Source organism: Dysgonomonas sp. HGC4 (assembly GCF_001261715.1).
In the GTDB taxonomy this organism is placed as follows: Bacteria; Bacteroidota; Bacteroidia; order Bacteroidales; family Dysgonomonadaceae; genus Dysgonomonas_A.
Genome location: NZ_CVRU01000029.1, coordinates 15,170 through 38,143 on the forward strand (window position 1 = coordinate 15,170; position 22,974 = coordinate 38,143).

Consider the following 22,974-nt stretch of genomic DNA (forward strand, 5'->3'; position numbering starts at 1 on the left):
TAATATTAATTTTAGTTTCAAAAGAAACTATAACAATTTAACCACCTGATAATCAATATTATTATTGCATACACAACTATTGCAGTGCGTCCAATTGTTTCAACCAGATAACACCTGAAGCATCACTTGCCATACGCCAATCGCCACGAGGTGAAAGATTTATAGAACCGACTTTTGGTCCATCGGGAATACATGAACGCTTAAATTGCTGTGAAAAGAATCTGCGGTAAAACACTTTAAGCCATTTAAGAATCTCTTCTTTCTCATAATCCTCCTTAAATGCCTTCTGTGCTAAAAAGTATATTTTGCGTGGTTCATAGCCAAATCGAAGCATATTATATAAGAAAAAATCATGCAATACATAAGGTCCTACTGTATCTTCTGTTATTTGTGATATTTTGCCGTCCTTTCCTGCCGGTAACAATTCAGGACTAACAGGCGTATCCAAAATATCTAAAAGTATGTGTTGAGAACCAGAATCTAATTGTGTATCCGAAATCCATCGTACAAGAGTTTTCACCAACGTTTTAGGAATACCCGTATTAACGGCATACATCGACATATGGTCTCCATTGTAAGTACACCACCCCAATGCCAATTCCGAAAGGTCTCCCGTACCTATTACCAAACCATTTACCTTATTGGCATAGTCCATTAATATCTGTGTACGCTCGCGAGCTTGCGAATTTTCATAAGTTATATCGTGAACATTTTCATCATGATCTATATCTTTGAAATGCTGAATCACTGCATCCTTTATTGATATTTCTTTAATGGTCACACCTAACGATTTCATTAAGTCTAGGGCATTATTATAGGTACGATCAGTAGTACCAAAACCGGGCATTGTAATGCCATATATGTTTTTACGCGAAATATTCAGTTTATCAAAAGCCTTCACCATAACCAATAAAGCCAAAGTTGAGTCGAGTCCACCAGACACCCCTACTACCATAGTTTGGCAATTGGTATGTAGCAAACGCTTAGCCAGCCCACCGACTTGTATAGCAAAAATCTCAGAACATCGGTCATCAAGATTCAATGGTGATGGCACAAATGGAGTTTTATTAATCAATCTTGTCAGTGAAAATTCAGAATCAATTTTAGAATTACCGACCTTAACGATTCGATATTTTACCTCATCCAGATTTTTATATTCTGATATTGAGAATGATTTATTTTTTAAACGGTCATTTCTTAAACGGTCAACATCTATTTCTGTTACACAAAATTCGCTATCAAATGAGAATCGTTGTGTCTCCGCCAAAATTGAGCCATTTTCGGCAATCATACTACTACCAGCAAACACAATATCCGTTGTAGACTCTCCGTTTCCGGCAGCCGCATACACATATCCTGCAATACAACGGGCTGATTGTTGACTTATAAGTGATTTACGATAAGAGTGCTTACCGATTGTTTCATTACTAGCCGAGAGATTAAATATTATTTCAGCTCCATATAAGGTATGTACACTTGATGGAGGAAGAGGTGTCCAAAGATCTTCACATATTTCAATTGCAAAACTAAAATCCGAGGTACGAAATATCAGATCAGTGCCTACTGGAATATTTTGCCCACACAATTCAATATTACTTTGAGTTAGTTCACGGGGAGAAGAAAACCAACGCTTATCGTAAAACTCATTATAATTAGGCAGAAAAGTTTTAGGTACAACACCTAAAATACTCCCCCCATTGATAACAACACCTACATTATATAGTCTATTGCAAATTTGAAGAGGCATTCCTACAATGATAATTATAGAAGACTGTTCACTTACTAAACGAATTTTTTCCAGAGAATTTATAGCCTCATCTAGAAGTAAACTTTGATTTAATAAATCCTGAGCAGTGTAAGAGGTTATACACATTTCGGGAAATACAATAGCAGAAACGCCTTGCTTTTCAGCATCAGCCACAACCTTTAATATTTCCTCTGTATTAAAATCACAATCTGCAACCTTCAATCGAGGTGAAGCTGCGGCCACTCTTACAAACCCATAATTATTCATCATTGCCAATTAAGTTTAAGACAAAATTACGAAACAAAATTCAAATCTTTGTTATTCAACAAATAACTTATAGAAAAGTTACAAAGGAGAGATAAGTAGCGTTTTTCTTGTTTTTGCAACCACCCTTTATATCATAGATCAAAGTAATCTTATTCATTATCAATATAAATCAAAAAACAATATCTTCAAAAACAACAAAGCCACAACAATTAGATTGCTGTGGCTTTGTTATTTATATCAGTTATTTCTTAGTGGCTATGCGATAAATAGTCAGAAATACCTTCTTGAGTAGCTTTCAAACCTTCCTTTCCTTTTTTCCAGTTTGCAGGACATACTTCACCAAATTCTTCTGTAAATTGTAAAGCATCAACCAAACGAAGAGTTTCTTCAACGCTACGTCCCAGAGGCATATCATTTACAACTTGATGACGTACAATACCTTCTTTATCAATTAAGAAAAGACCACGATAAGCTTGAGGAACTCCTACGAAAACCTCTTCTCCAAAATCGTTATAATCTGTATCACCGGCTAAAACATCATAGTTTTTAGAAACCATTAATGTTTGGTCAGAAATAATCGGATATTTAACGCCCTGAATACCACCTTGATTTTGTGGAGTTTGCAGCCATTTCCAATGAGAGAATGCAGAGTCTGTTGATGCACCTACTACAGCTACATTGCGAGATTCAAATTCTGCGATTTGATCTTGGAATGCAATCAATTCAGTGGGACATACAAAAGTGAAATCTGCCGGATAAAAGAAGAATACCACATACTTCTTTCCAATAAATTGTTCTAACGAAAAATTTTCAACAATTTCATTACCATTTACTACTGCACTAACATTAAATACAGGGGCTTTTTTACCTACTAATACTGCCATGATTTTAATTAATTTAGTTATTTTTTCTTATAAACAAAGTAACAAATTTCACACCAACAAATCAAATAGATAATCACTATGCAGCTATAGATAGAAGCAATCGGATATCGTTATATAGAAACACTTTTCATGGAAGTTTAACATCAACTAACACAGGTCTATGATCTGACGATTCAGGCTCATCCACAACAAAACTATTTCTAAACAATCGACTTTTATAAGTTCTTTTATCTAATGCGATATAATCAATGCATTCTGAAGGTTTATCTGCCGGAAATGTATTATCTGAAGAACTCAAGACTTTAAAACTTTTCTTTAACTGTCCAATTACCTCAGAATCGGGATGGGCATTAAAATCGCCGGCAACAAATACAGGTTTCTTTAGTTTTGCAAGCTCTTGCTTAATGATTTCAATAGACTTTATCTGATCTTCTTCGGTTAGAGAAAGGTGAACTCCTAAAAACACGAACTTATCAAATTCTGCAATAAGCAACACTCTTTGCTCTTCTCTACCCGGTAGTGCCGTGTAGCTCGTGTGTATAGGCTTTTCTTTAGACAATAACCCTGTTCCATATTTTCCTCCATCATAATCTATAGCAGGAGCATAATAGTAGTACATCCCCGTTAATTCACTAAGCTCTCCTAATACAAACCGCTTATTACTTCGGTTAGTTACACTATCAACCTCCTGAACAGCTACAATATCGGGATGGTACTTACTTATTACATTTGCTGTACGTTTATAATCGGATTTCATGTCCATTCCTATCCCATTACGGATATTATAAGTCATAATGCGGAGATCGTTTTGAGAACTAATACTCAAAGAAGTAAAAAGTAAGACACTAGTCAAAAATGTAATTAATCGTGCTTTCATATTTTTATAAATTAAGGCATAAGTAAACCCAGTTATATAACTGTTGTAGACAAATACAAATATACCAATTGAAAATGAAATATTGTCTTATTTAAGATTCAGTAAAAGGAAGAATTATAACAGAGAGATATTTACGCAGAATTTGAAGGTTCGAACAAAATCTATCGGAAATAGGTTATAAAATATAGGTACACAAATGTATAAGAGTACATTTTATTTAAAGAAGAACTTATAATTTTAATCTGCCTAAATAATTATGAAATCAGAAATAGACCCACCAAAACCCACTACTGTTGATGAATATATTGCAGCCGCATCTCCACTTGTAAAGGAATATTTGGTACAACTAAGAAGTATCATCAAACAAACAGTTCCACAAGCTGAAGAATGCATCAGTTATGAGATGCCAGCCTATAAATTAAATGGTATTCTAATTTATTTCGGTGGCTTTTCAAAACATGTGAGTTTGTTTCCCGGTGCAGAGGCTATTGAAGCTTTTAAAGATGAGTTAGTTGACTATAAAACCTCTAAAGGAACTATTCGATTTTCTCTTGATAAACCTCTTCCTATAACATTAATAAAGAAAATTATAAAATATCGAGAGAAAGAGAATCTATCAAAACTAAATCGAAAAACAAAAAAAATTCCTTAACTATAATGGTTTAGGAAATCAGAACCGAGCAGCTAGTCCTCTCCTTTGAGAATAGGTAGCCTCCAATGATATTTAGTTGCCAAAATTCGTATTACAAATACACATACAGCAGTTGATATTTGAACAATAGGCATTCCCACTCCTAAATAGTTTAGCAAACAGAATAAGAGCCCTCCTATTATACAAGCAACAGCATAGAGTTCTTGAGTGAAAATTATAGGGATTTCATTGATCAGAATATCACGAATAATTCCTCCCACAACACCGGTTATAGTACCCATTATCACAATTACCCAAGAAGCATACCCCAAGGCTAGTGCTTTCTCTGCACCTACTACAACAAAGAGTCCTAAACCAATACTATCGAACCAGAAGAATGTATTGTTGAGACGAACTAAGATTTTGCGATACACAATCACACAAAACAAGGCAAAAACAGTACACCACAGATATACACTCGAAAGCATCCAGAAAGGGGTAAGTCCTAAAAGAAGATCTCTCAATGTACCCCCTCCTATGGCTGTGACTAGCCCTACAACTAATGCTCCGAACCAATCGAACCTCTTAGCAGACGCTAACCGAATACCACTAATAGCAAAAGCAAAGGTTCCCAGAAATTCAATTATATCAACAAATTGGATATTATTCCAAAAGTCAGGTAGCTGATTCATATTACAAACATCAAATAATGCAAAGTATTATATATTTTAGAATAACAGCCAATTGTTGCTGTTGCATTTGTTAGAGCAAATAAATAAGTTTATAACCTTAATCAGCCTGTTCGTCTGCAATTACACCACTTCCCAAACACAATTTTGATTCTTTGTCATAAACAACACCAAACTGTCCGGAAGCAATACCTTGTATTCTTTCATCTGATTGAATACGATATATATCACCTATTTTCTCGATAGTTCCCGTTGTGAATTCAGGAGTATGACGCACTTTAAAAGTAATATCTTTTTTACCCTCAAAATCGCCCCAAACATCTTCTGTGATAAACGAAAAACCTCCTAGGTTTACCGTTTTGCCATATTGAGTTTCGGGGTCGTAACCATTCGATACATATATAATATTTCGCTTAACATCTTTCTTTATTACAAACCAAGGTCCACCACCCAGTCCTAAACCTTTACGTTGACCAATGGTATGAAACCAATATCCATTATGTTTACCTAAAACTTTTCCCGTTTCAAGTTCCACAATCTTCCCGGGACGTTCACCCAAATATCTACCTATGAAATCATTATAATTGACCTTACCTAAAAAGCAAATACCTTGGCTATCCTTTCTCATGGCAGAAGGTAAACCTTCTTGAGCTGCAATAGCACGAACTTCGCTTTTCAATAGATTACCTATCGGAAACATCAATTTAGAAGCTTGCATATAATCTATCTGTCCTAAGAAATATGTTTGATCTTTAACATGGTCTTTTGCAGTAGATAACCATGTTTTCCCATTCAATTCGGTAGTAGTTGCATAATGACCTGTAGCTATCTTATCGAACTCATGTCCCCACTTTTGTTCGAAACAGCCAAATTTAATCATCTTATTACACATAATATCAGGATTGGGAGTTAGGCCTCTTTTTACAGCTTCGATTGTGTAACTCACAACATTTTCCCAATACTCTTCATGGAGAGATACTATCTCCATTTTACAACCATATTTTTTAGCAATATAAGTTGTTATTTCTATATCTTCTTCGGCAGGGCAATCAATATAACCATCTTTATCTTCCATACCAATACGTATGTAAAAAATGGTTGGGTCATAACCTTGTTCTTTCAATTGGTGAACAACTACCGAACTATCAACGCCTCCCGATACAAGAGCTGCTATTTTCATTTTCTAAAGCGACCTCCTTTGGTCATTTATTAAGGTCTCAGACCTATTTATTAATCTATATCGCACTAAATCTCCATCTCCCGACTAAGGTATTAGTGTTCTACAAAAGTTTCACATTACTAAATACGATTACCAGATTCGAGTTTTAGCAAACATTTTTAATACTCCTAAACCAATCCCAACACCGGCTCTTGCAAAAAACTGATTTCGTCCATTACTTACATCAAAGTCGTATCCGGCTTTCACAAAGAAGAACTTATAATCAACATAAACATTAGGAGTCAGTACAATTCCATTTTTTTGTCCTCGTCTGAAATCAAATAGATAACCACCATCAACACCAACTAGTATAGTAAATGGATTATTGTTGAACAGGTCTTCACTCAAAAAGGATTTGATCTGAATGGGTTTTAAATTTAAACCACTCATCTCAGCACCACCCGAAGTTGTTATTTCCAGTCCACTAGAAACAAAAGTATTCAATTTGTTCTTCTCATGAAGAGTAGGAAAAGCCATACTGGCAAAAAACTGTCCATTAGCTCCATTCGAATATTGCCCACCAAACCCTATCAACTGGCCATAGCAAAGTACAGGTAAAAGGAGTAACAATAATAATATCTTTGATTTCTTCATCCTAGTTATGTTAAGTGAAAAATTAGTACTATAATCTAATAATACATTCCCTATAAACAACTTTCTCCAATGCTGGTTTACAGTAGTTATTTATTATCTTACAAAAATAATGCTTTCTTTTAATATCAAAGCCTTTTTCCAATATACATTATCTATATGAAAAACAAAAGCCTCTATACAAAAGTTAGTATAAAGACCTCTATTCGTTATATAATCATTCAATTAGGCATCTACAACCCTCTTTCCAAAGGGAAACAATGCTAATTTGATAAATTTAAAATGCTGCAATCCAAAAGGTATACCAATGATAGTTATACAAAGCAGAGCTCCAAAAAACACATGAGTCAGAGCAATCCAAAAACCACCTATAATAATCCAGATAACATTCATTATTGTATTGAGACATCCAGATGACTCTTCAACAGTAACTACCTTACTGCCAAAAGGCCATACTGCCAGCACCCCCAATTTGATAGATTGTAACCCAAAAGGAATGCCAATGATGGTTACCATCATAGCGATACTTGCAATAAAGTATTCGAGAGCAATTGCCCATCCACCAAACACGAGCCAGATAAGATTACCTATAAAGTTTCTCATTTTTTGTAATATTTTTTACTACATGTCACATCAATAGCCTAGTTATTGTAATTTTACTTACAAAAGCAATAGAAAATGGCTGCGACCTTATCGAACAGCAATTACTTCAATTTCGACCAAAGCAGCCTTAGGAAGATCTCTTACCGCAAAAGCAGAACGAGCCGGAAATGTTCCCTCAAATTGAGTTGCATAAACTTCATTCATTGCTGCAAAATTAGCTATATCAGAAAGCAAAACTGTTGTTTTTACAATATTGCTAGTTGTAAGACCTGCTTCTGTTAAGATCGCTTTAATATTCTTGAAAACCTGCTCAGTTTGTTCTTTAATGCCTCCATCTACAAAATCGCCAGTAGCTGGGTCAATAGGAATCTGTCCCGATGCATAAAGTGTTCCGTTTACTTCTATTGCTTGACTATATGGACCTATTGCTGCAGGAGCATTATTAGTTGATATTATTTTTTTCATTTTCTACGTTGTATAAATATTGTCAATATTATGCGTTCAATCCTTTTTGTCTGATAGATTCGTAAATCAATACTCCGGCAGCTACCGAAACATTCAGCGAACCAATAGTTCCGAACTGTGGAATTTTCACTAAATCATCACAAATACGAAGATTGTCATTAGACACACCTACATCTTCTGCACCCATTACAATAGCCACAGGACCGGTATAATCAACCTCAGTATATAATTGAGCTGCGCGTTCTGTTGCAGCTACTACTTTTACTCCACTATTTTTAAGAAACTGAATAGCTTCTGTCAAGCTGTTTTCTTTACATACCGGAATCTTCATCAATGCTCCTGCCGAAGTCTTTACAGCATCTGCATTTACCGTAACGCTTCCGCGAGCAGGTATTACAATAGCATCAACTCCTGCAACCTCGCAAGTACGAGCAATTGCCCCGAAGTTACGAACATCAGTCAGCCCATCTAAAACCAAGATGAAAGGGCTTTTTCCTTGTTCATATAAAAAAGGAATAATATCTTCAATCTTCTCATAAGTAACCGCCGATAAAAAAGCAATTACACCTTGGTGATTTTTACGTGTATATCTGTCGATACGTTCCACCGGAACTCTTTGAACAGGTATATCGTGTGATTGTAAAGCAGCCGTAAGCTCTCTAAAAAGATCGCCTTGAAGTTCTCTCTTTACAATTATTTTATCTATTTCTTTTCCTGCTTCTATAGCTTCTATAACGGCACGTATGCCAAAAATCATTTCTTTTTCTTTCATTAAAAGTGTTTTATATCGTAGGGACGTATTACATACGCCCATTTATTTTATTTCTCTATTTACTAATGGATGTATATAACACCCCTACTTTTAGTCTAGTTTTTGAAAACCAAACTTATTTTTGAAATCAGACAAATCATAGTCTTTTCTTGTGCTCAGGTATATCAAATCATCTACATCTGTATCCAAATCTTGAACAGAATAATAGAGCAATAATCCATATTTACACCAATGAATAACTAGTCCATTACCATCGACTACCTTTTCCCATTTCTCAGCTAGCTCTTTTTCGAATTTGCCCCATATTTCAGCACTCTCCAGATCGCTCTTGTAACCAATATAGCTTAAAGAGTATCCTCCCGCTGTTTTTGCTTGTATGTCGGTATCAGCACTAGCTGCCTGATAAAACATAATCAACACCAAGAATTCAGGTAAAGGTAAAGCTTCGGCATACCAGATTACTTCGCCTTCGGGATCTCCTATATTTGGCGAATGATATACAGGAACTACGTCTTTTCCTAGATCTTCTAAATCGATCCCCCAAGAAAGGACAGCCTGATTTTCTTCCAAAAAGACTAATTTGTTGCTCTTTATATATATTTGTTTAGGCTTTGCGAAAAATTCGAAAGCATCGGTAAACAAACTTATACGACCAACATTTAAATAAAAATCTTTTAAAGTTTGCGGAAATTTCACATTTAGTTTTTTCTCTGCTACTTCTAAAGATTGAATATCTACTCCCTCCGACGCCTCTAATTTACGTCCAAGTATTTTTTCTGCGGTTTCTTTTATTTTATTCATTTCTTTCCTAACATCACTTTAGCATTCTCTATCGCAGCATCCGTTATATGTGACCCGCTCAACATCTGTGCCAATTCTTTAATACGCTCATCCTCTGTTAGCTTTCGCAAGTTGGTAGTAGTACTATCCCCTTCGTGCGATTTATATACAAAATAATGAGCTTTTCCTTTTGCAGCAATCTGCGGTAAATGTGTAATAGCCAAAACTTGCATCTGACCACCAAACTCCTGCATAATATGCCCCATTTTATCAGCCACCTCACCAGAAACACCTGTATCTACTTCATCAAAAACAATTGTAGGAAGAGCTGTTGCCCCTGCAATCATCGATTTCAAACAAAGCATTACTCGCGAAATTTCACCTCCCGAAGCAACTTCTGCTACCGGTTGTAAGGGTACGTTTTTATTTGCTGAGAACATAAACTGCAAATCATCTATACCCGAAGCATCCGGATAGTTTCGTGCAGTTATCTCACACTCAAATCGAACATTAGGTATTCCTAAATAGGCTACCTTTTCGATGAGTTGTTTCTCTATATTTTTAGTTGCTGACTTACGTTTCTTACTTAGCTTTTCAGCTAGGACTAACATTTTCTCTTGTTTCTGAATCAACTCCTTTTGAAGCTCTTCTATCTGCTGATCATACGAATCGATACTCGTAAGCTTCTGTGCTAAATCGTTATATATAGCAATCAATTCAGCAACCGACGATACTCTATGCTTCTGTTGTAAAGTATAAATCTGATCTAAACGCTCTTCGAGAAACGATGCACGCTCGGGACTAAATTCCACATCACCTGCATAACGCTCACTTTCAGTGCTCAAATCTTTCAGATCAATATATGCTGTCTCCAAACGTTGTACAATAGATTCGGCATGCACATAAATCCCTGATAAGCTTCGGGCAGCGGTTAATCCCTCTTTTAGAGAAGAAACAACCCCTTTATCATCATCCGAAAGCAAAGTATATACTTTATACAAAGCTAATTTTATGTCTTCGGCATGATTCAGTGTCTCCTGCTCTTGTTCCAGTTCTTCAAGTTCACCCTCTATTAGATTAGCTTCTGCCAGAGCCTCAAATTGAAAACGAAGATAATCTTCATCCTCTTTGCTTCTTGCTGCTAAATCTTTTAGATTAGATAGTGCTGTATCAGCATTCTTATAAAATTTAAATGCTTCACGATACTCTTTCAATAAACTACCCGTACCCGCAAGCAAATCTACAACCTGCATTTGGAAGCGACTATCCCCTAGCATCAAATTTTGGTGCTGAGAATGTATATCTATCAATTGACTACCTAAATCTTTTAAGTCATTCAACGATACGGGTGTATCATTGATAAATGCTCTTGATTTACCTGTCGATAATATTTCCCTACGCAATATATAGGTATTGGGGTCATAGTCAATACCAGCTTCTTCACAAAAACTCTTAAGGTCGTATGCCGAGACATCAAAAGTACCCTCTATTATACATTTAGTTTCACCTTGCTTAATCGTTTTAAGATCAGCCCGCTGTCCTAAAATAAGCCCTAAAGCTCCTAGTATAATTGATTTACCGGCACCAGTCTCACCTGTGATGACAGAAAATCCTGATTCGAAGTCTATTTCGAGACTGTCGATCAAAGCATAATTTTTTATATATAATGACTTAAGCATATATCTTGACTAAAAAATAAGGGTTATACCCATTAAGACCTTAGGCCCATCCAATATTTTTTGTAAGCATAATATCTACAACCTCTTATGAATCTAAGCTATAGCATTAATATTTACACTTACTTACAAAAAACAAAGGTAATGAAATTTCATCATCTAGAAACACCTTTGTATCTTCGCATTTTAGATAATAATGCATTAAATATTAATTACAACATCTTAATAGTTGTAGCTATACTTAGTTCTTACACTCATCAAAGAAACAAAAAGGTCTTAGACCTTAAAGCATATGGATTACAAAATAAAAGTAAAAGCGCTTAGAGAAATAATGCCTATACCAATGGCAGAAGCAATAAAGCTCCTAAAAGAAAACAATGGTGATATTAAAGTCTGTGCCGATATATTTAAATCGAAGTCGATCGAACACATATGTAAAGAAACAGGTTGTAGTAAAGAGATGGCAGTACAATTCTATGAAAAAGAGAAATTTGACTTGAACAGAACTATCTCATTTATCAAAGAAGAATTATTTGATCAGAACTATAAGCCTATAAATAATATAACGTTGGATAATCTCAACAAGACACGATTGTGGATTGCCATAGTACAGGAAAAGGACTTTGCAACATCGCTCGATTATAATGAACTATCATCGGTTATACAAACATTAGCGGCAATACCGTCTTTACAGGGTATGGCTTTGACTCTAAAGCAGGCCAAGAAAATTAAAGATTCCATCTTCAAAGGATATAGCGATGATCTTAGTATCGATGAGTTTGTACGTCGTAATGTTCAATTAGATGATAATCCCGATTTTCAGAAAGCATACCAAAGAATAAGTTTAAGCACAACTATTGTTATCGATGAGATTAACCGACACCGCCGAAATTTACAAACTAGCCTTTAATAAACACGATAAGTTTATTAAAGGCTAGCCCGTTTAGAATATATAGTAATAACTTCCTAAATTATAGAAATTTCTTTCGAAGCCATTCTCTAACTGGCAGATCATAAAACTTCATTGTTATATATGCCACTATAATAGAAGTAACAGCCGCCAACAGTCCATAAGGCCATGCTTCTTCCAATGTATAGCCATTATTGGCAACCCAAGCCATATATACATATACAATAGGATAGTGTGTTATATAAACCGGATAAGATATATCTCCTAGAAATTTACAGAATTTTGAAGCCTTTTTACCTTTTACTTTACCTCCTGCTCCCAGCCAAATGATAAAAGGAAACAATATCATTATACAGAAACACTCATACAAGCCATTCATCCATAAGCTATCAGCATCTCCCACACGAGGCATAGCTAATAGTACAACCAATAATAAACCTGCTGATAAAAAAGCATTTTTAGTATAACGCAACTTACTTATCCTGGCTAGTAATAAACCCGCTAAAAAAGGAAAAGCCAAACGTGTAAAACCAATTCTTAATTGGGTAAGATCATCAATAGTCCAACCACCAATAATATCGCCGTTAGGATTAGTTACAGCATACTGAAGTGTGAATCCCGCAGCTATTACAACAAGAATACCTAATGTTATTTTTGAAACACGACGCAAAACAAGTGCATAAGCAATATTAGCTATATACTCAAAAAATAGAGACCATGCAGGACCATTTAAAGGATGCATCTCATTCCATCCCCTTATATCTAACCCTTTACCTACAGGTATTAAGGTAAACCCGATTACCATAACTAATAGCATCTTCCAAACAGGAACTTCATTTATTCCGCTCCAACCTAAATCAGGAGAATACTGAAAGTAGAATAATAGCCCCCCGATTAAAGAACCCACAATAATCATTGGTTGCAGACGAACAATACGGCGTTTAAAAAAGTCTTTAAGTGTCATTTTACCCCAACGGTCATCATAAGCATATGCAAGTACAAAACCTGAAAGCAAGAAGAAAAAATCGACTGCTAAATAACCATGATTAATAATTTGCTTCGAATGATCACCACCTGAGTGAGTCTCAAAAACATGAAAAAAGACAACTAATACAGCGGCAATACCCCGCAAACCATCGAGAATTTCGTAATGTGGTTTTGAACTTTTAAGATCTGCTTTTCCTTCCATTATTTTATATTATATTAAATCTATCAAACTTTATTGGCTAACTAAGCTGGATAATGATACAAATTTATAGTTTTTAATAGTATCGACCCTTATTTTCCCCTCAAGCATCAGGAAACACAAAAATAAAATAAATAGAATGATTTCAATTGTCTTATATTTAATTATAGTTGTCTTATATTTGAATGATAAAGAAAAATATGATATAAAATGTTCGAAAAATCAAAATATACTTACGTTCCCGAATTACAGAAGCATTCTTTCTTCTTTGACCATGTAAAAATATACTGGAATGAACAAATAACATTTCATAAACAAAAAACATGGGAACTCTCCTATGTTATTACAGGAAGTGGGACTAGAATTATTGGCGATACAATAGAGCCTTTTTCGAGAAATGAAATTATACTAATTCCACCTGATATACCCCACTGCTGGTCGTTTAATGAATTTGATGCAGATGAAACTGGAAGAATAGAGAACATAACACTTACTTTTTCCGACCTGTTTCTCGAAAAATGTATAGCTGCTTTTCCTGAAATGGATAAGTATATAAAAAGAATGCAACATAATACAGAAGCAATTTCTTTTAAAGGGAATACATTAATACAATTGCAGAATCTCATGCTTTCTATGATAAAGCAAACAGAAATTGAAAGGATATCTTCGCTAATTAAACTTTTAGTCCTGATTTCCTCACCTAAGGATAGTAATGCCGTAGGAAAACCTATAATTGAGGATAAAAAAACGATTAGGATGCAAAAAATTCAATTATATATTATGAATAACTATCAGAACAATATAAACTTAGACGAAATGGCTAAACTTATAGAGTTAGATAAATCATCATTTTGTATCTTCTTCAAGAAGATGACAGGCAAAACCTTCTTCTCCTATTTAACAGAATATAGAATTGAATCTTCATGCCAGATGCTTATCCAGACAAATTTATCAATTGCTGAAATCTGCTTTATATCTGGATTTAAAGATATTCCGTATTACAATCGTGTATTCAAGAGGATAAAGAATATAACTCCAACTGAATATAGAAAAACAGCATCTTAACAATGTCCCCATCCTCCTAGTTTAAAAGAAAAAAGCATATACTCAAATTGAGCATATGCTTTTTTTATCAAATATTGAAAGGGTAATTATTTAACACCACCTCCTAGTGCTCTGTACAAGTCAACTGTAGCTTGTAACTGCTCTAGTTTATCACTAACTTGTCCTAATTGAGCTTGTAATAAGTTTTGTTCTGCGATCAATACCTCAGTATAATCAGACTCGCCTGCTTTTAAAAGCTCTTGAGTAAAATAAACTGCTGTACCCAAAGACTCTACTTGCTTAGCTCGTGGAGCATTCTTAGTTAAAGATGCCTCATAAGTATACATAATGTCTGAGACTTCTTTTCCTGCAGTCAAAACAGCTTTTTGGAATGAAAGTAAGCTCTCTTCTTGTTGAGCTTTACGAATTCTCAATTGACCGATCAATTGCTTTTGAGCAAAGATAGGTTGAGTAAGACTCGCCAAGATATTTGCTATAATATTCTCTGGTTTGAAGTTTTCTACAAAACCAATCAAAGAACCACTATTTAAAGTCAACGATGGGTAAAAACTAGCCTGAGCTGCATTAGTCAATTCAAATGCACTTCTAAAAGCAAGTTCTGCTTGTTGCACATCCGGACGTTTTGCTAACATCTGAACTGGTACACCAAAAGATAATTCTTCGGGTACATCCTGATTCTCGATTGAAGCACGCATCACCGAACCCGGTTTACGAGCCAACAATAAACAAAGACTATTTTCTAATGTTCTAATTTGAATTTCCAAACTAGGGATACTTACTGCAGTACCATACATTAAACCTTTACTTTGTTCTACAGCAGCACCATTCAACATACCCGCATCTTTCAATGCCTGCATTGTTTCGCTACTTTGTCTCAATAATTCAACAGTTTCTTTAGTAACTCTCAATTGCTCATCCAATGCCATCAAAGAATAGTATGATGTAGCAATATTAGATATAAGAGATGTTTGTATTAAATCGCGATATGCATGAGTTGATAGCATTTGAGCAAACGAAGCACGAGCTTGTCTATTCAACTTACCCCAAAGGTCAGCTTCCCATGTTACAGCTATACCTAAACCATATTGAGTAGAGCTATATCCCAAAACATCTTTAACACCAGCATCATTAATACTAGTTCTTGATTGATTAAATTGACCAACCAATGCTACATTAGGAAAGTAAGCAGCACGTGCCATACTCAAACTAGCCTCAGCTTGTTGAATACGAGTCATTGCTATTTGCATATCAAAATTTTGCTCTAAGCCTTCCTCAATCAAAGCCTGAAGAATAGGATCTTTGAAGTACTCTCTCCACGAAAGGTCCGCAATAGATGTAGTATCAGTCGGATTTTCATCTCTGAATAACTCCTCTGAATCAACCTCTGGAGTTTTATATTTATTGACAACCTGACAGGAACTGAATCCTATTGAGGCGGTTAGCCCCAATAGAATAATTCCTTTGATATATTTCTTGTTCATATTTATTTCTATTTACTTGCTTGCTATTGTCTTATCCTCAGAATTCAATACTCCAGATTTACTAAATTTTTCCTGTATATTCTGGAAAATGATATATAGAGACGGAATCACCAATACTCCAATCATAGTACCAATAAACATACCTCCAATGGCACTAATACCAATAGATCTGTTACCAATAGCACCTGCACCTGATGCAAACATCAAAGGCATAAGACCAAAGATAAAGGCGAAAGATGTCATCAAGATAGGACGCAAACGTGCTACTGCACCATTGATAGCTGCATCAACAATACTCATTCCTTGTTGACGACGCTGTATAGCATATTCTACAATCAAAATTGCATTCTTAGCCAATAGACCAATCAACATGACTAAGGATATCTGGACGTAAATGTTATTTACAATACCACTACCTCCTATCATGGCTACAAAGATAAAGATGAATACACCTGCAAGACCAACTGGTAATGATATAATTACCGCCAATGGAAGGATATAACTTTCATATAGAGCAGCTAACAGAAGATAAACGAAGATCAAACAAAGACCAAAGATCATTACCGTTTGGCTTCCACTACCAACCTCTTCACGAGTCATGCCTGAATACTCATATCCAAAACCTTGAGGAAGTGCTGTTTTACTAACCTCGTCAACCAATTGAATAACGTCTCCCGAACTATATCCTTTGTAAAAGTTAGGAATGATAGTTACATCCATTGATGAGAACATATTGAAACGAGTCAAAGCCTGTGGCCCTGTAACATCTGTAATATTCAAGAACTCTGTTATAGGTGCCATTTCTCCACTTGAAGTACGGATAAATATCTTACCTAAATCTTCAATGCTAGATCTGTATTCGGGCGAAGCTTGTACCACTACCCTAAATTGTTTACCATATAAGTTAAAGTTCGACACATACATACTACCGATATAAGCCTGCATGGTTGTCATTACATCAGAAAGACCTAAACCTGCATCTTTTATCTTTGCCATATTCGCCTCAATCTGTTTTTGAGGGAAATTTGGGTTAAAGGTTGTCATCGCCATCATTACTTTATCGCTAGCTTTCACCTCATCCAAAAACTTGTTGGTTATATCATAGAATTTATGAATATCTCCACCTGTTTTATCCTGAAGTTTCATTTCAACCCCTGTACTCAAACCAAAGCCTTGTAGTGTTGGCATACCGAAGAACATAAATGTTGCATCTTGTATATGAGCTGTATTTTGCGTCAAAATACTAGCTACTTCGTTTGTATTTATTTTACGATCTCCCCATGGCACCATTTTTACAATCATTGATGCATAAGAGCTACCCAATCCACTCATAAAACTTACACCCGAAATACTGGTTACAATATCTACACCCTCTATATCTTTTGCTATTTTAGTTACTTCTGTAACCAAAGAGTCTGTTCTTTCAAGAGACGCTCCCGGAGGTAAAGTAATCATACCCATAACACCTCCACCATCTTCTTGAGGAACGAATCCTGTAGGAATCATACTCATCAAATAGAATAGAATACCTGAACTTACAGCAATAATAGCTACTGTAATCCAACGGTGACCTTTTCGTCCTAAGAAGTGAAGACTTGTTTTATATTTTTGAGTTGCAGCATTAAACGCAATATTAAAGCTGTAATAAAAACGCTTGATTAAGCTTTTTTTCTCAACATGCCCTTCTTCGTGAGGCTTCAAGAACAGAGCACATAAAGCGGGACTCAATGTTAATGCATTAACAGCTGAAATAACAATCGCAATTGCAAGAGTTAATCCAAATTGTTTATAGAATATACCGCTTGTTCCTCCAATAAAACTTACAGGAATAAATACCGCAGCCATTACTAATGTAATAGAAACAATTGCAGGAGCAATTTCTTTCATCGCAGCCATTGTTGCCACCTTAGGATCTTTAACTCCTGAGTCTAACTGAGCATGCACCGCCTCGACGACGACTATCGCATCATCGACGACAATACCGATCGCCAGAACCAAAGCAAATAAAGTCAACAAGTTGATTGAGAATCCGAACATCTGCAAAAAGAAGAATGTACCTATAATTGCAACTGGAACCGCGATAGCAGGAATCAGTGTAGAACGGAAATCCTGAAGGAACACGAATACCACAATAAACACAAGAATGAAAGCCTCAATCAGAGTGTGAATTACTTTTTCGATAGATGCCGATAAAAATTCATTAGCATTCATCAAATAACTCACTTTCATACCTGGAGGAAATGAAACTGAAGCCTCGTCTAAAGTCTGCTGAATATTATTAATTACTTCCTGAGCATTCGACCCTGCAGTCTGGCTAATAGAAATAACAACTGATTCTGCACCATTTGTTAAAGAATGTACTGTATAATTCAACGATCCTAATTCAACATCAGCAACGTCTCTAACTCTTAAAACCTGTCCATTTTGAGAACGAACAATTATATCTCCAAATTGCTCAGCAGATTTTAATCGTCCAGTATACTTTAATGTATATTGAAATGACTGATTACTGTTTTGTCCCAACTCACCTGGAGCAGCCTCAATATTCTGATCTGTTAACGCAGCAATAACTTCCGTTGGCGAAATTTGATAAGTAGTCATCAAATCAGGCTTAAGCCAGATACGCATCGAGTAGTCTTTCGCTCCATATACCATAGCATCTCCTACCCCATATACACGTTTGATCTGAGGTAAGATATTGATATTTGCATAGTTCTGTATAAACTGCCCGTCATAGTCTGGATTATCACTAGATAAAGCTAAGAACAAAATAGTACTACTTTGTTGCTTTCTTACAGTAACCCCTACTTTAACAACTTCTGCGGGCAACAATGGAGTTGCACGGGCAACCATGTTTTGAACGTTTACCGCCGCAATATCAGGATTGATACCTTGTTTGAAGTATACAGTAATAGTTGCTTGACCATTATTTGAAGCAGAAGATGTCATATATGTCATACCTTCTACACCATTCACTTGCTCTTCAATAGGAACTACAACGCTATTCATCACCACGTCAGCGTTGGCTCCATCGTACATCGTACTAATTTGGACGGTAGGAGGGGCAATATCTGGATATTGCTCCACTGGCAGAGTCACCAGTCCTATAATACCCAATACCACTATAATAACCGAGATTACAGTAGATAATACAGGTCTCTCTATAAAAGTTTTTAACATTGTATTTTATAGTTTATATTTTTATGTATCGTATTTCGCTATTGCCGTCCACTCTTATTTAACTGCAAGAAATGAGGCAATAACAGGTCTTTGACCTTAATATAGAAAACTAAAATTATTGAACTTTAATTTTCTTTCCGTTGGTTAATGTTGCAACTCCATCTGCTACAATTCTATCTCCAGCAGAAAGTCCAGCTGTTACAGCATATTCTTGACCTCCGGGTGTTTGTAATACAGTAATAGGTGTTTGAACCACTGAATCTCCTTGAACCTTATATACCAACACTTTGTCTTGTTGTGCAAATGTTGCTTTTTGAGGAACAAGCAGAACATTTTCCAAATGTCTTGGTATACTTATTTTACCACTAGTACCACTTCTCAATAATCCATGAGGGTTAGGGAAATCAGCTCTAAAGTTAACTGATCCGGTAGTAGTATTTACTAATCCCGAAATAGTTGATATCTTTCCTTTCTCAGGATATACAGTTCCATCTGCTAAAATAAGAGATAATTCAGGCATATTTTTGATTTTCTCTGCTTGAGTTTTTCCTGGAGCCTTTTGTAAAAAGTCCATTAAATCCTTTTCATTCAAAGAAAAATAAACATATACATTATTTGTATTTGCCACTGTGGTCAATACATAAGATTTATCCACAAGACTACCTTGACGATAAGGAATTGAACCTACGATTCCATCAACAGGACTAGTTACACTCGTCCAACCCATTGTTGCTTTAGCATTAGACAATGTAGCTTGAGCTTGTGCGAAAGCTGCTTTCGATGATTCATAAGCGTTTTCAGTAGTTTCTAACTGAACATTACTTACAATACCTTTTTGAGCAAGAGGACGTATGCGTTCAACGTTCAACTGAGCTGTATTTAAAGCCGCTTGTGCACTATTTACTGCTGCTTGAGCAGATAATAAAGCTTGCTCTGATTGTGGCGAGTTTATCTTGAATAATGCCTGTCCTTTTCTAACAAGAGCTCCCTCATCAACGTAGATTGCATCGATAAAACCGTCAATACGTGGTCTTATCTCAATATCTTCCTGTCCTTTTATTGTTGCAGGATATACAGTTTCCAAAACTGTATTCTGTTCACTCAGCACAGTGGTAGGATATACCGGTGCTTCCTGCTTTGGCGCTTCCTGCTTGCTGTTTCCACATGAAACAAGTAACAAGGCCACTAATACCCCAACATTTAACCTATTCAAAAACATACCTAATATTATTTAATTGTTTAACTTGTTTAATACTTCCAATAAAGATCGTAACTGTGCTTTTAAGGCATCACCATCCATATGTTCCAAAAGAGCATCTGTAGAAAGACGTACTTTGGTTATCGCTTTTAGAAAAAGGTCTGTACCATCATCTGTTATTTCTACCACACGTGCTCTTGTATCTATTTTACTAGCTTTTCTGTTGATCAATTTTTTCTTGTGCAGATTTCGAAGAATTGTGGATGTTGTCATTGGATCAACATTTGTTACATTCGAAATTGCGATTTGTGTTACTTCCTGCTCCGTTTGTCCCAAATGATATACAGCTGACAATACCTCCATCTGCGAACCAGTAAGCCCAAACTCATCTAATAGTTTATGCTTACCTCGTTGCCATGTTTTCATTATCTGCCAAATAAGAAAACCTAAATCATTGTATGGATCACCTATTTTACAATCTTTATTCATCTTTACCCATTATCCATTATATTTTGTGGGTGCAAATATAGTAAGTGTACTTATAATAAGCGCACCTACTATCAATAAAAATTGAATAAATTAACTTTTTTTACTTATATAATATAAAATCAAAGGTGCATAATACTGCGCCTAATGTACAAAAAAAGGATAGTGCTCCAAAAGCAACTATCCTTTTTTTTATAGAATTTAACGTTAGCTTCAGTCTTTCAGATTTACAACTAGCTGTAATTCTTTCAATTGCTCATCATCTATTACAGATGGAGCATCAATCATAACATCACGCCCTGAGTTATTTTTTGGAAATGCAATACAATCACGTATAGAATCAAGCCCTGCAAATAGAGACACTAATCGGTCTAAACCAAAAGCCAACCCTGCATGGGGAGGTGCTCCATATTTAAAAGCATCCATAAGAAAACCAAATTGAGCTTGAGCTTTTTCTTTAGTGAATCCTAAAACTTCAAACATCTTCTCTTGTAATTCACTATTGTGAATTCTCACAGAACCTCCTCCAACTTCAACACCATTGATAACCATATCATAAGCACTGGCTCTAACAGTTGCCGGATCTGAATCCAATAATGGAATATCCTCTTTATGAGGACTCGTAAATGGATGATGTTTTGCAAAGAATCTATTCAACTCTTCATCTTTTTCCAATAAAGGAAAATCAATTACCCACAAACAGTTGAATTTGTTCTTATCACAAAGTCCTAAACGCTCTCCCACCTCTAGGCGAAGTTCGCTTAACTGTTTCTGAGCTTTTTCAGTTTCTCCACAGATAATAAGAATCAAGTCTCCCGCCTCTGCGTTACAACGTTTCGCCCATGTAGCAAGTTCTTCTTGTCCATAAAATTTATCAACAGATGATTTAAATGTTCCATCCGCTTCACATTTTACATATACAAGACCTTTAGCTCCAATTTGTGGACGTTTTACGAAGTTTGTCAATTCATCTAACTGCTTACGTGTATATTCGGCGCATCCTTTAGCGCAAATAGCTCCTACGTATTCGGTACTATCAAACACAACGAAATCTTTACCTGTTGTCAAATCTTTCAATTCAACAAATTTCATCTCAAAGCGAGTATCAGGTTTGTCCGATCCATAATATTTCATAGCATCAGCGTATGTTATACGAGGAAAATCTGGTACATCAATACCTTTTACAACTTTAAATAAATGCTTAGTCAATCCCTCAAACATTTGAAGCACATCTTCCTGCTCTACAAACGACATTTCGCAATCTATTTGAGTAAACTCAGGCTGACGATCTGCACGCAAATCTTCGTCTCTAAAACATTTCACTATTTGGAAATAACGATCGAATCCCGATACCATCAACAATTGTTTAAATAATTGAGGCGATTGAGGTAAAGCATAAAACTCTCCTGGATTCATTCTCGAAGGAACGACAAAGTCTCTTGCCCCTTCAGGAGTAGACCCAATCAGAACAGGAGTTTCAACCTCCATAAAGTTCAACTTATCCAAATAAGCGCGAGTTTCGAATGCTATTTTATGACGAAGCTCTAAATTCTTACGAACAGAATTACGTCTCAAATCTAAATAACGATATTTCATTCTGATATCATCTCCCCCGTCTGTCTCATCCTCTATAGTAAAGGGTGGGGTTTCTGATGAATTCAATACTGTAACTTTACTTGGAGCTATTTCAATATCTCCTGTTGGAATATTTTTATTCTTACTCGAGCGTTCCTGAACGGTTCCTACAACTTGTAGAACCCACTCACGTCCAAACTTATTAGCTTCCTCATAAAGATCTTCATTTACATCTTTGTAAAAAGCTAATTGAGTAATGCCATAACGGTCGCGAAGATCAACAAATGTGATACCACCTCCCAATTTACGCACTTTTTGCACCCATCCTGACAGGATAACTTCCTTATTTTCATCTGCTAGCCTAAGCTCTCCGCATGTATGATTTCTATACATAGTAAAATAATTGACTAATATGGATTCTGTTTCTTGAGTTACAAAAATAGCTATTTTATTGGGCTGATCTCATTTTTTCAAAAAAAAATCTCTAAATATTTTGTTATTAAAAAATATGTCATACCTTTGCATCGCATTTGGGAAATCAAATACGGGATGTAGCGCAGTCCGGTTAGCGCACCTGCTTTGGGAGCAGGGGGTCGTGGGTTCGAATCCCGCTATCCCGACAGTTCAAAATCAGAGAGTTAGATTAAAATCTAGCTCTCTTTTATTTTTATATGTACATGCAATTTGCATGC

The 22,974-nt window shown here is 35.7% G+C and carries 20 protein-coding genes and 1 tRNA gene; 4 read left to right on the forward strand and 17 right to left on the reverse strand.

Annotated elements, in window-relative coordinates; translation table 11 throughout:
* Positions 1-76: 76 nt before the first annotated feature.
* The 3 genes from HGC4_RS02985 to HGC4_RS02995 all read right to left on the reverse strand — a co-directional run bounded on the left by HGC4_RS02985 (position 77) and on the right by HGC4_RS02995 (position 3,775).
* Complete coding sequence (locus HGC4_RS02985; RefSeq protein ID WP_050708656.1) at positions 77-2,014, reverse strand: NAD(+) synthase; 1,938 nt, start codon at positions 2,012-2,014, stop codon at positions 77-79.
* A 248-nt stretch (positions 2,015-2,262) separates the two neighbouring features.
* Positions 2,263-2,898, reverse strand: a complete 636-nt coding sequence (locus tag HGC4_RS02990) for a peroxiredoxin (RefSeq protein WP_050708635.1) — start codon at positions 2,896-2,898, stop codon at positions 2,263-2,265.
* A gap of 127 nt (positions 2,899-3,025) precedes the next feature.
* Positions 3,026-3,775, reverse strand: a complete 750-nt coding sequence (locus HGC4_RS02995; RefSeq protein ID WP_050708636.1) for an endonuclease/exonuclease/phosphatase family protein — start codon at positions 3,773-3,775, stop codon at positions 3,026-3,028.
* 256 nt (positions 3,776-4,031) lie between these two features.
* On the opposite strand from HGC4_RS02995, the gene HGC4_RS03000 reads away from it, so the two are divergent.
* Entirely contained in the window at positions 4,032-4,427 is a 396-nt protein-coding gene (locus HGC4_RS03000) for an iron chaperone (RefSeq protein WP_050708637.1), read from the forward strand.
* A gap of 32 nt (positions 4,428-4,459) precedes the next feature.
* On the opposite strand, the gene HGC4_RS03005 is transcribed toward HGC4_RS03000, so the two are convergent.
* The 8 genes from HGC4_RS03005 to recN all read right to left on the reverse strand — a co-directional run bounded on the left by HGC4_RS03005 (position 4,460) and on the right by recN (position 11,204).
* Positions 4,460-5,098 (reverse strand): trimeric intracellular cation channel family protein, encoded by a 639-nt coding sequence (locus HGC4_RS03005; RefSeq protein WP_050708638.1) that lies wholly within the window; start codon positions 5,096-5,098, stop codon positions 4,460-4,462.
* A 97-nt stretch (positions 5,099-5,195) separates the two neighbouring features.
* Positions 5,196-6,275, reverse strand: coding sequence for a tRNA 2-thiouridine(34) synthase MnmA (mnmA, locus tag HGC4_RS03010; RefSeq protein WP_050708639.1), 1,080 nt, complete (start codon positions 6,273-6,275; stop codon positions 5,196-5,198).
* Between the two features lie 129 nt (positions 6,276-6,404).
* A complete protein-coding gene (locus HGC4_RS03015) occupies positions 6,405-6,908 on the reverse strand; it encodes a hypothetical protein (protein WP_050708640.1) in 504 nt (167 codons plus the stop codon).
* Positions 6,909-7,130: 222 nt separating this feature from the next.
* The gene (locus HGC4_RS03020) at positions 7,131-7,508 is read right to left on the reverse strand and encodes a YccF domain-containing protein (protein WP_050708641.1); all 378 of its coding nucleotides are present in this window, start codon (positions 7,506-7,508) and stop codon (positions 7,131-7,133) included.
* A gap of 87 nt (positions 7,509-7,595) precedes the next feature.
* Entirely contained in the window at positions 7,596-7,973 is a 378-nt protein-coding gene (locus tag HGC4_RS03025; protein ID WP_050708642.1) for a RidA family protein, read from the reverse strand.
* A 28-nt stretch (positions 7,974-8,001) separates the two neighbouring features.
* Entirely contained in the window at positions 8,002-8,745 is a 744-nt protein-coding gene (gene rlmB / locus HGC4_RS03030; RefSeq protein WP_050708643.1) for a 23S rRNA (guanosine(2251)-2'-O)-methyltransferase RlmB, read from the reverse strand.
* A gap of 90 nt (positions 8,746-8,835) precedes the next feature.
* Positions 8,836-9,546 (reverse strand): SMI1/KNR4 family protein, encoded by a 711-nt coding sequence (locus tag HGC4_RS03035; protein ID WP_050708644.1) that lies wholly within the window; start codon positions 9,544-9,546, stop codon positions 8,836-8,838.
* Positions 9,543-11,204 carry a DNA repair protein RecN gene (gene recN, locus HGC4_RS03040; protein WP_050708645.1) on the reverse strand — a complete coding sequence of 554 codons (1,662 nt, stop codon included), beginning with the start codon at positions 11,202-11,204 and terminating at the stop codon, positions 9,543-9,545. The genes HGC4_RS03035 and recN overlap by 4 nt, the downstream gene beginning before the upstream one ends.
* A 289-nt stretch (positions 11,205-11,493) precedes the next feature.
* Between recN and HGC4_RS03045 the strand changes: the two genes are divergently transcribed.
* Positions 11,494-12,111 (forward strand): hypothetical protein, encoded by a 618-nt coding sequence (locus HGC4_RS03045; protein ID WP_050708646.1) that lies wholly within the window; start codon positions 11,494-11,496, stop codon positions 12,109-12,111.
* Positions 12,112-12,172: 61 nt separating this feature from the next.
* Here HGC4_RS03045 and HGC4_RS03050 read toward each other — a convergent pair whose 3' ends face one another.
* Positions 12,173-13,300: an acyltransferase family protein gene (locus HGC4_RS03050; RefSeq protein WP_050708647.1), complete on the reverse strand. Its 1,128-nt coding sequence runs from the start codon at positions 13,298-13,300 to the stop codon at positions 12,173-12,175.
* A 207-nt stretch (positions 13,301-13,507) separates the two neighbouring features.
* Here HGC4_RS03050 and HGC4_RS03055 point away from each other — a divergent pair, with 207 nt between their 5' ends.
* Positions 13,508-14,362, forward strand: coding sequence for an AraC family transcriptional regulator (locus HGC4_RS03055; RefSeq protein WP_050708648.1), 855 nt, complete (start codon positions 13,508-13,510; stop codon positions 14,360-14,362).
* 86 nt (positions 14,363-14,448) lie between these two features.
* On the opposite strand, the gene HGC4_RS03060 is transcribed toward HGC4_RS03055, so the two are convergent.
* From HGC4_RS03060 to aspS, 5 genes are all read right to left on the reverse strand, one after another.
* A complete protein-coding gene (locus HGC4_RS03060) occupies positions 14,449-15,843 on the reverse strand; it encodes an efflux transporter outer membrane subunit (RefSeq protein ID WP_050708649.1) in 1,395 nt (464 codons plus the stop codon).
* 12 nt (positions 15,844-15,855) lie between these two features.
* On the reverse strand, positions 15,856-19,023 hold the full coding sequence (locus HGC4_RS03065) for an efflux RND transporter permease subunit (RefSeq protein ID WP_050708650.1): 3,168 nt from the start codon (positions 19,021-19,023) through the stop codon (positions 15,856-15,858).
* A gap of 115 nt (positions 19,024-19,138) precedes the next feature.
* Positions 19,139-20,242 (reverse strand): efflux RND transporter periplasmic adaptor subunit, encoded by a 1,104-nt coding sequence (locus tag HGC4_RS03070; RefSeq protein WP_050708651.1) that lies wholly within the window; start codon positions 20,240-20,242, stop codon positions 19,139-19,141.
* A gap of 12 nt (positions 20,243-20,254) precedes the next feature.
* Positions 20,255-20,710, reverse strand: coding sequence for a MarR family winged helix-turn-helix transcriptional regulator (locus HGC4_RS03075; RefSeq protein WP_050708652.1), 456 nt, complete (start codon positions 20,708-20,710; stop codon positions 20,255-20,257).
* A gap of 210 nt (positions 20,711-20,920) precedes the next feature.
* A complete protein-coding gene (aspS, locus tag HGC4_RS03080; protein ID WP_050708653.1) occupies positions 20,921-22,675 on the reverse strand; it encodes an aspartate--tRNA ligase in 1,755 nt (584 codons plus the stop codon).
* A 152-nt stretch (positions 22,676-22,827) separates the two neighbouring features.
* Here aspS and HGC4_RS03085 point away from each other — a divergent pair.
* Positions 22,828-22,902: transfer RNA gene (locus HGC4_RS03085), tRNA-Pro, on the forward strand.
* Positions 22,903-22,974 lie beyond the last annotated feature (72 nt).

Excerpts from the sequence above, each read along its gene's own strand:
- HGC4_RS03075 (WP_050708652.1), bottom strand. The coding sequence starts at position 20,710 with ATGAATAAAGATTGTAAAATAGGTGATCCATACAATGATTTAGGTTTT.
- HGC4_RS03065 (WP_050708650.1), bottom strand. The coding sequence starts at position 19,023 with ATGTTAAAAACTTTTATAGAGAGACCTGTATTATCTACTGTAATCTCG.
- HGC4_RS03060 (WP_050708649.1), bottom strand. The coding sequence starts at position 15,843 with ATGAACAAGAAATATATCAAAGGAATTATTCTATTGGGGCTAACCGCC.
- HGC4_RS03015 (WP_050708640.1), bottom strand. The coding sequence starts at position 6,908 with ATGAAGAAATCAAAGATATTATTATTGTTACTCCTTTTACCTGTACTT.
- rlmB (WP_050708643.1), bottom strand. The coding sequence starts at position 8,745 with ATGAAAGAAAAAGAAATGATTTTTGGCATACGTGCCGTTATAGAAGCT.
- HGC4_RS02995 (WP_050708636.1), bottom strand. The coding sequence starts at position 3,775 with ATGAAAGCACGATTAATTACATTTTTGACTAGTGTCTTACTTTTTACT.
- HGC4_RS03035 (WP_050708644.1), bottom strand. The coding sequence starts at position 9,546 with ATGAATAAAATAAAAGAAACCGCAGAAAAAATACTTGGACGTAAATTA.
- HGC4_RS02990 (WP_050708635.1), bottom strand. The coding sequence starts at position 2,898 with ATGGCAGTATTAGTAGGTAAAAAAGCCCCTGTATTTAATGTTAGTGCA.
- HGC4_RS03025 (WP_050708642.1), bottom strand. The coding sequence starts at position 7,973 with ATGAAAAAAATAATATCAACTAATAATGCTCCTGCAGCAATAGGTCCA.
- HGC4_RS03070 (WP_050708651.1), bottom strand. The coding sequence starts at position 20,242 with ATGTTTTTGAATAGGTTAAATGTTGGGGTATTAGTGGCCTTGTTACTT.
- HGC4_RS03050 (WP_050708647.1), bottom strand. The coding sequence starts at position 13,300 with ATGGAAGGAAAAGCAGATCTTAAAAGTTCAAAACCACATTACGAAATT.
- mnmA (WP_050708639.1), bottom strand. The coding sequence starts at position 6,275 with ATGAAAATAGCAGCTCTTGTATCGGGAGGCGTTGATAGTTCGGTAGTT.
- HGC4_RS03045 (WP_050708646.1), top strand. The coding sequence starts at position 11,494 with ATGGATTACAAAATAAAAGTAAAAGCGCTTAGAGAAATAATGCCTATA.
- HGC4_RS03000 (WP_050708637.1), top strand. The coding sequence starts at position 4,032 with ATGAAATCAGAAATAGACCCACCAAAACCCACTACTGTTGATGAATAT.
- HGC4_RS03055 (WP_050708648.1), top strand. The coding sequence starts at position 13,508 with ATGTTCGAAAAATCAAAATATACTTACGTTCCCGAATTACAGAAGCAT.
- HGC4_RS03020 (WP_050708641.1), bottom strand. The coding sequence starts at position 7,508 with ATGAGAAACTTTATAGGTAATCTTATCTGGCTCGTGTTTGGTGGATGG.
- recN (WP_050708645.1), bottom strand. The coding sequence starts at position 11,204 with ATGCTTAAGTCATTATATATAAAAAATTATGCTTTGATCGACAGTCTC.
- aspS (WP_050708653.1), bottom strand. The coding sequence starts at position 22,675 with ATGTATAGAAATCATACATGCGGAGAGCTTAGGCTAGCAGATGAAAAT.
- HGC4_RS03005 (WP_050708638.1), bottom strand. The coding sequence starts at position 5,098 with ATGAATCAGCTACCTGACTTTTGGAATAATATCCAATTTGTTGATATA.
- HGC4_RS02985 (WP_050708656.1), bottom strand. The coding sequence starts at position 2,014 with ATGAATAATTATGGGTTTGTAAGAGTGGCCGCAGCTTCACCTCGATTG.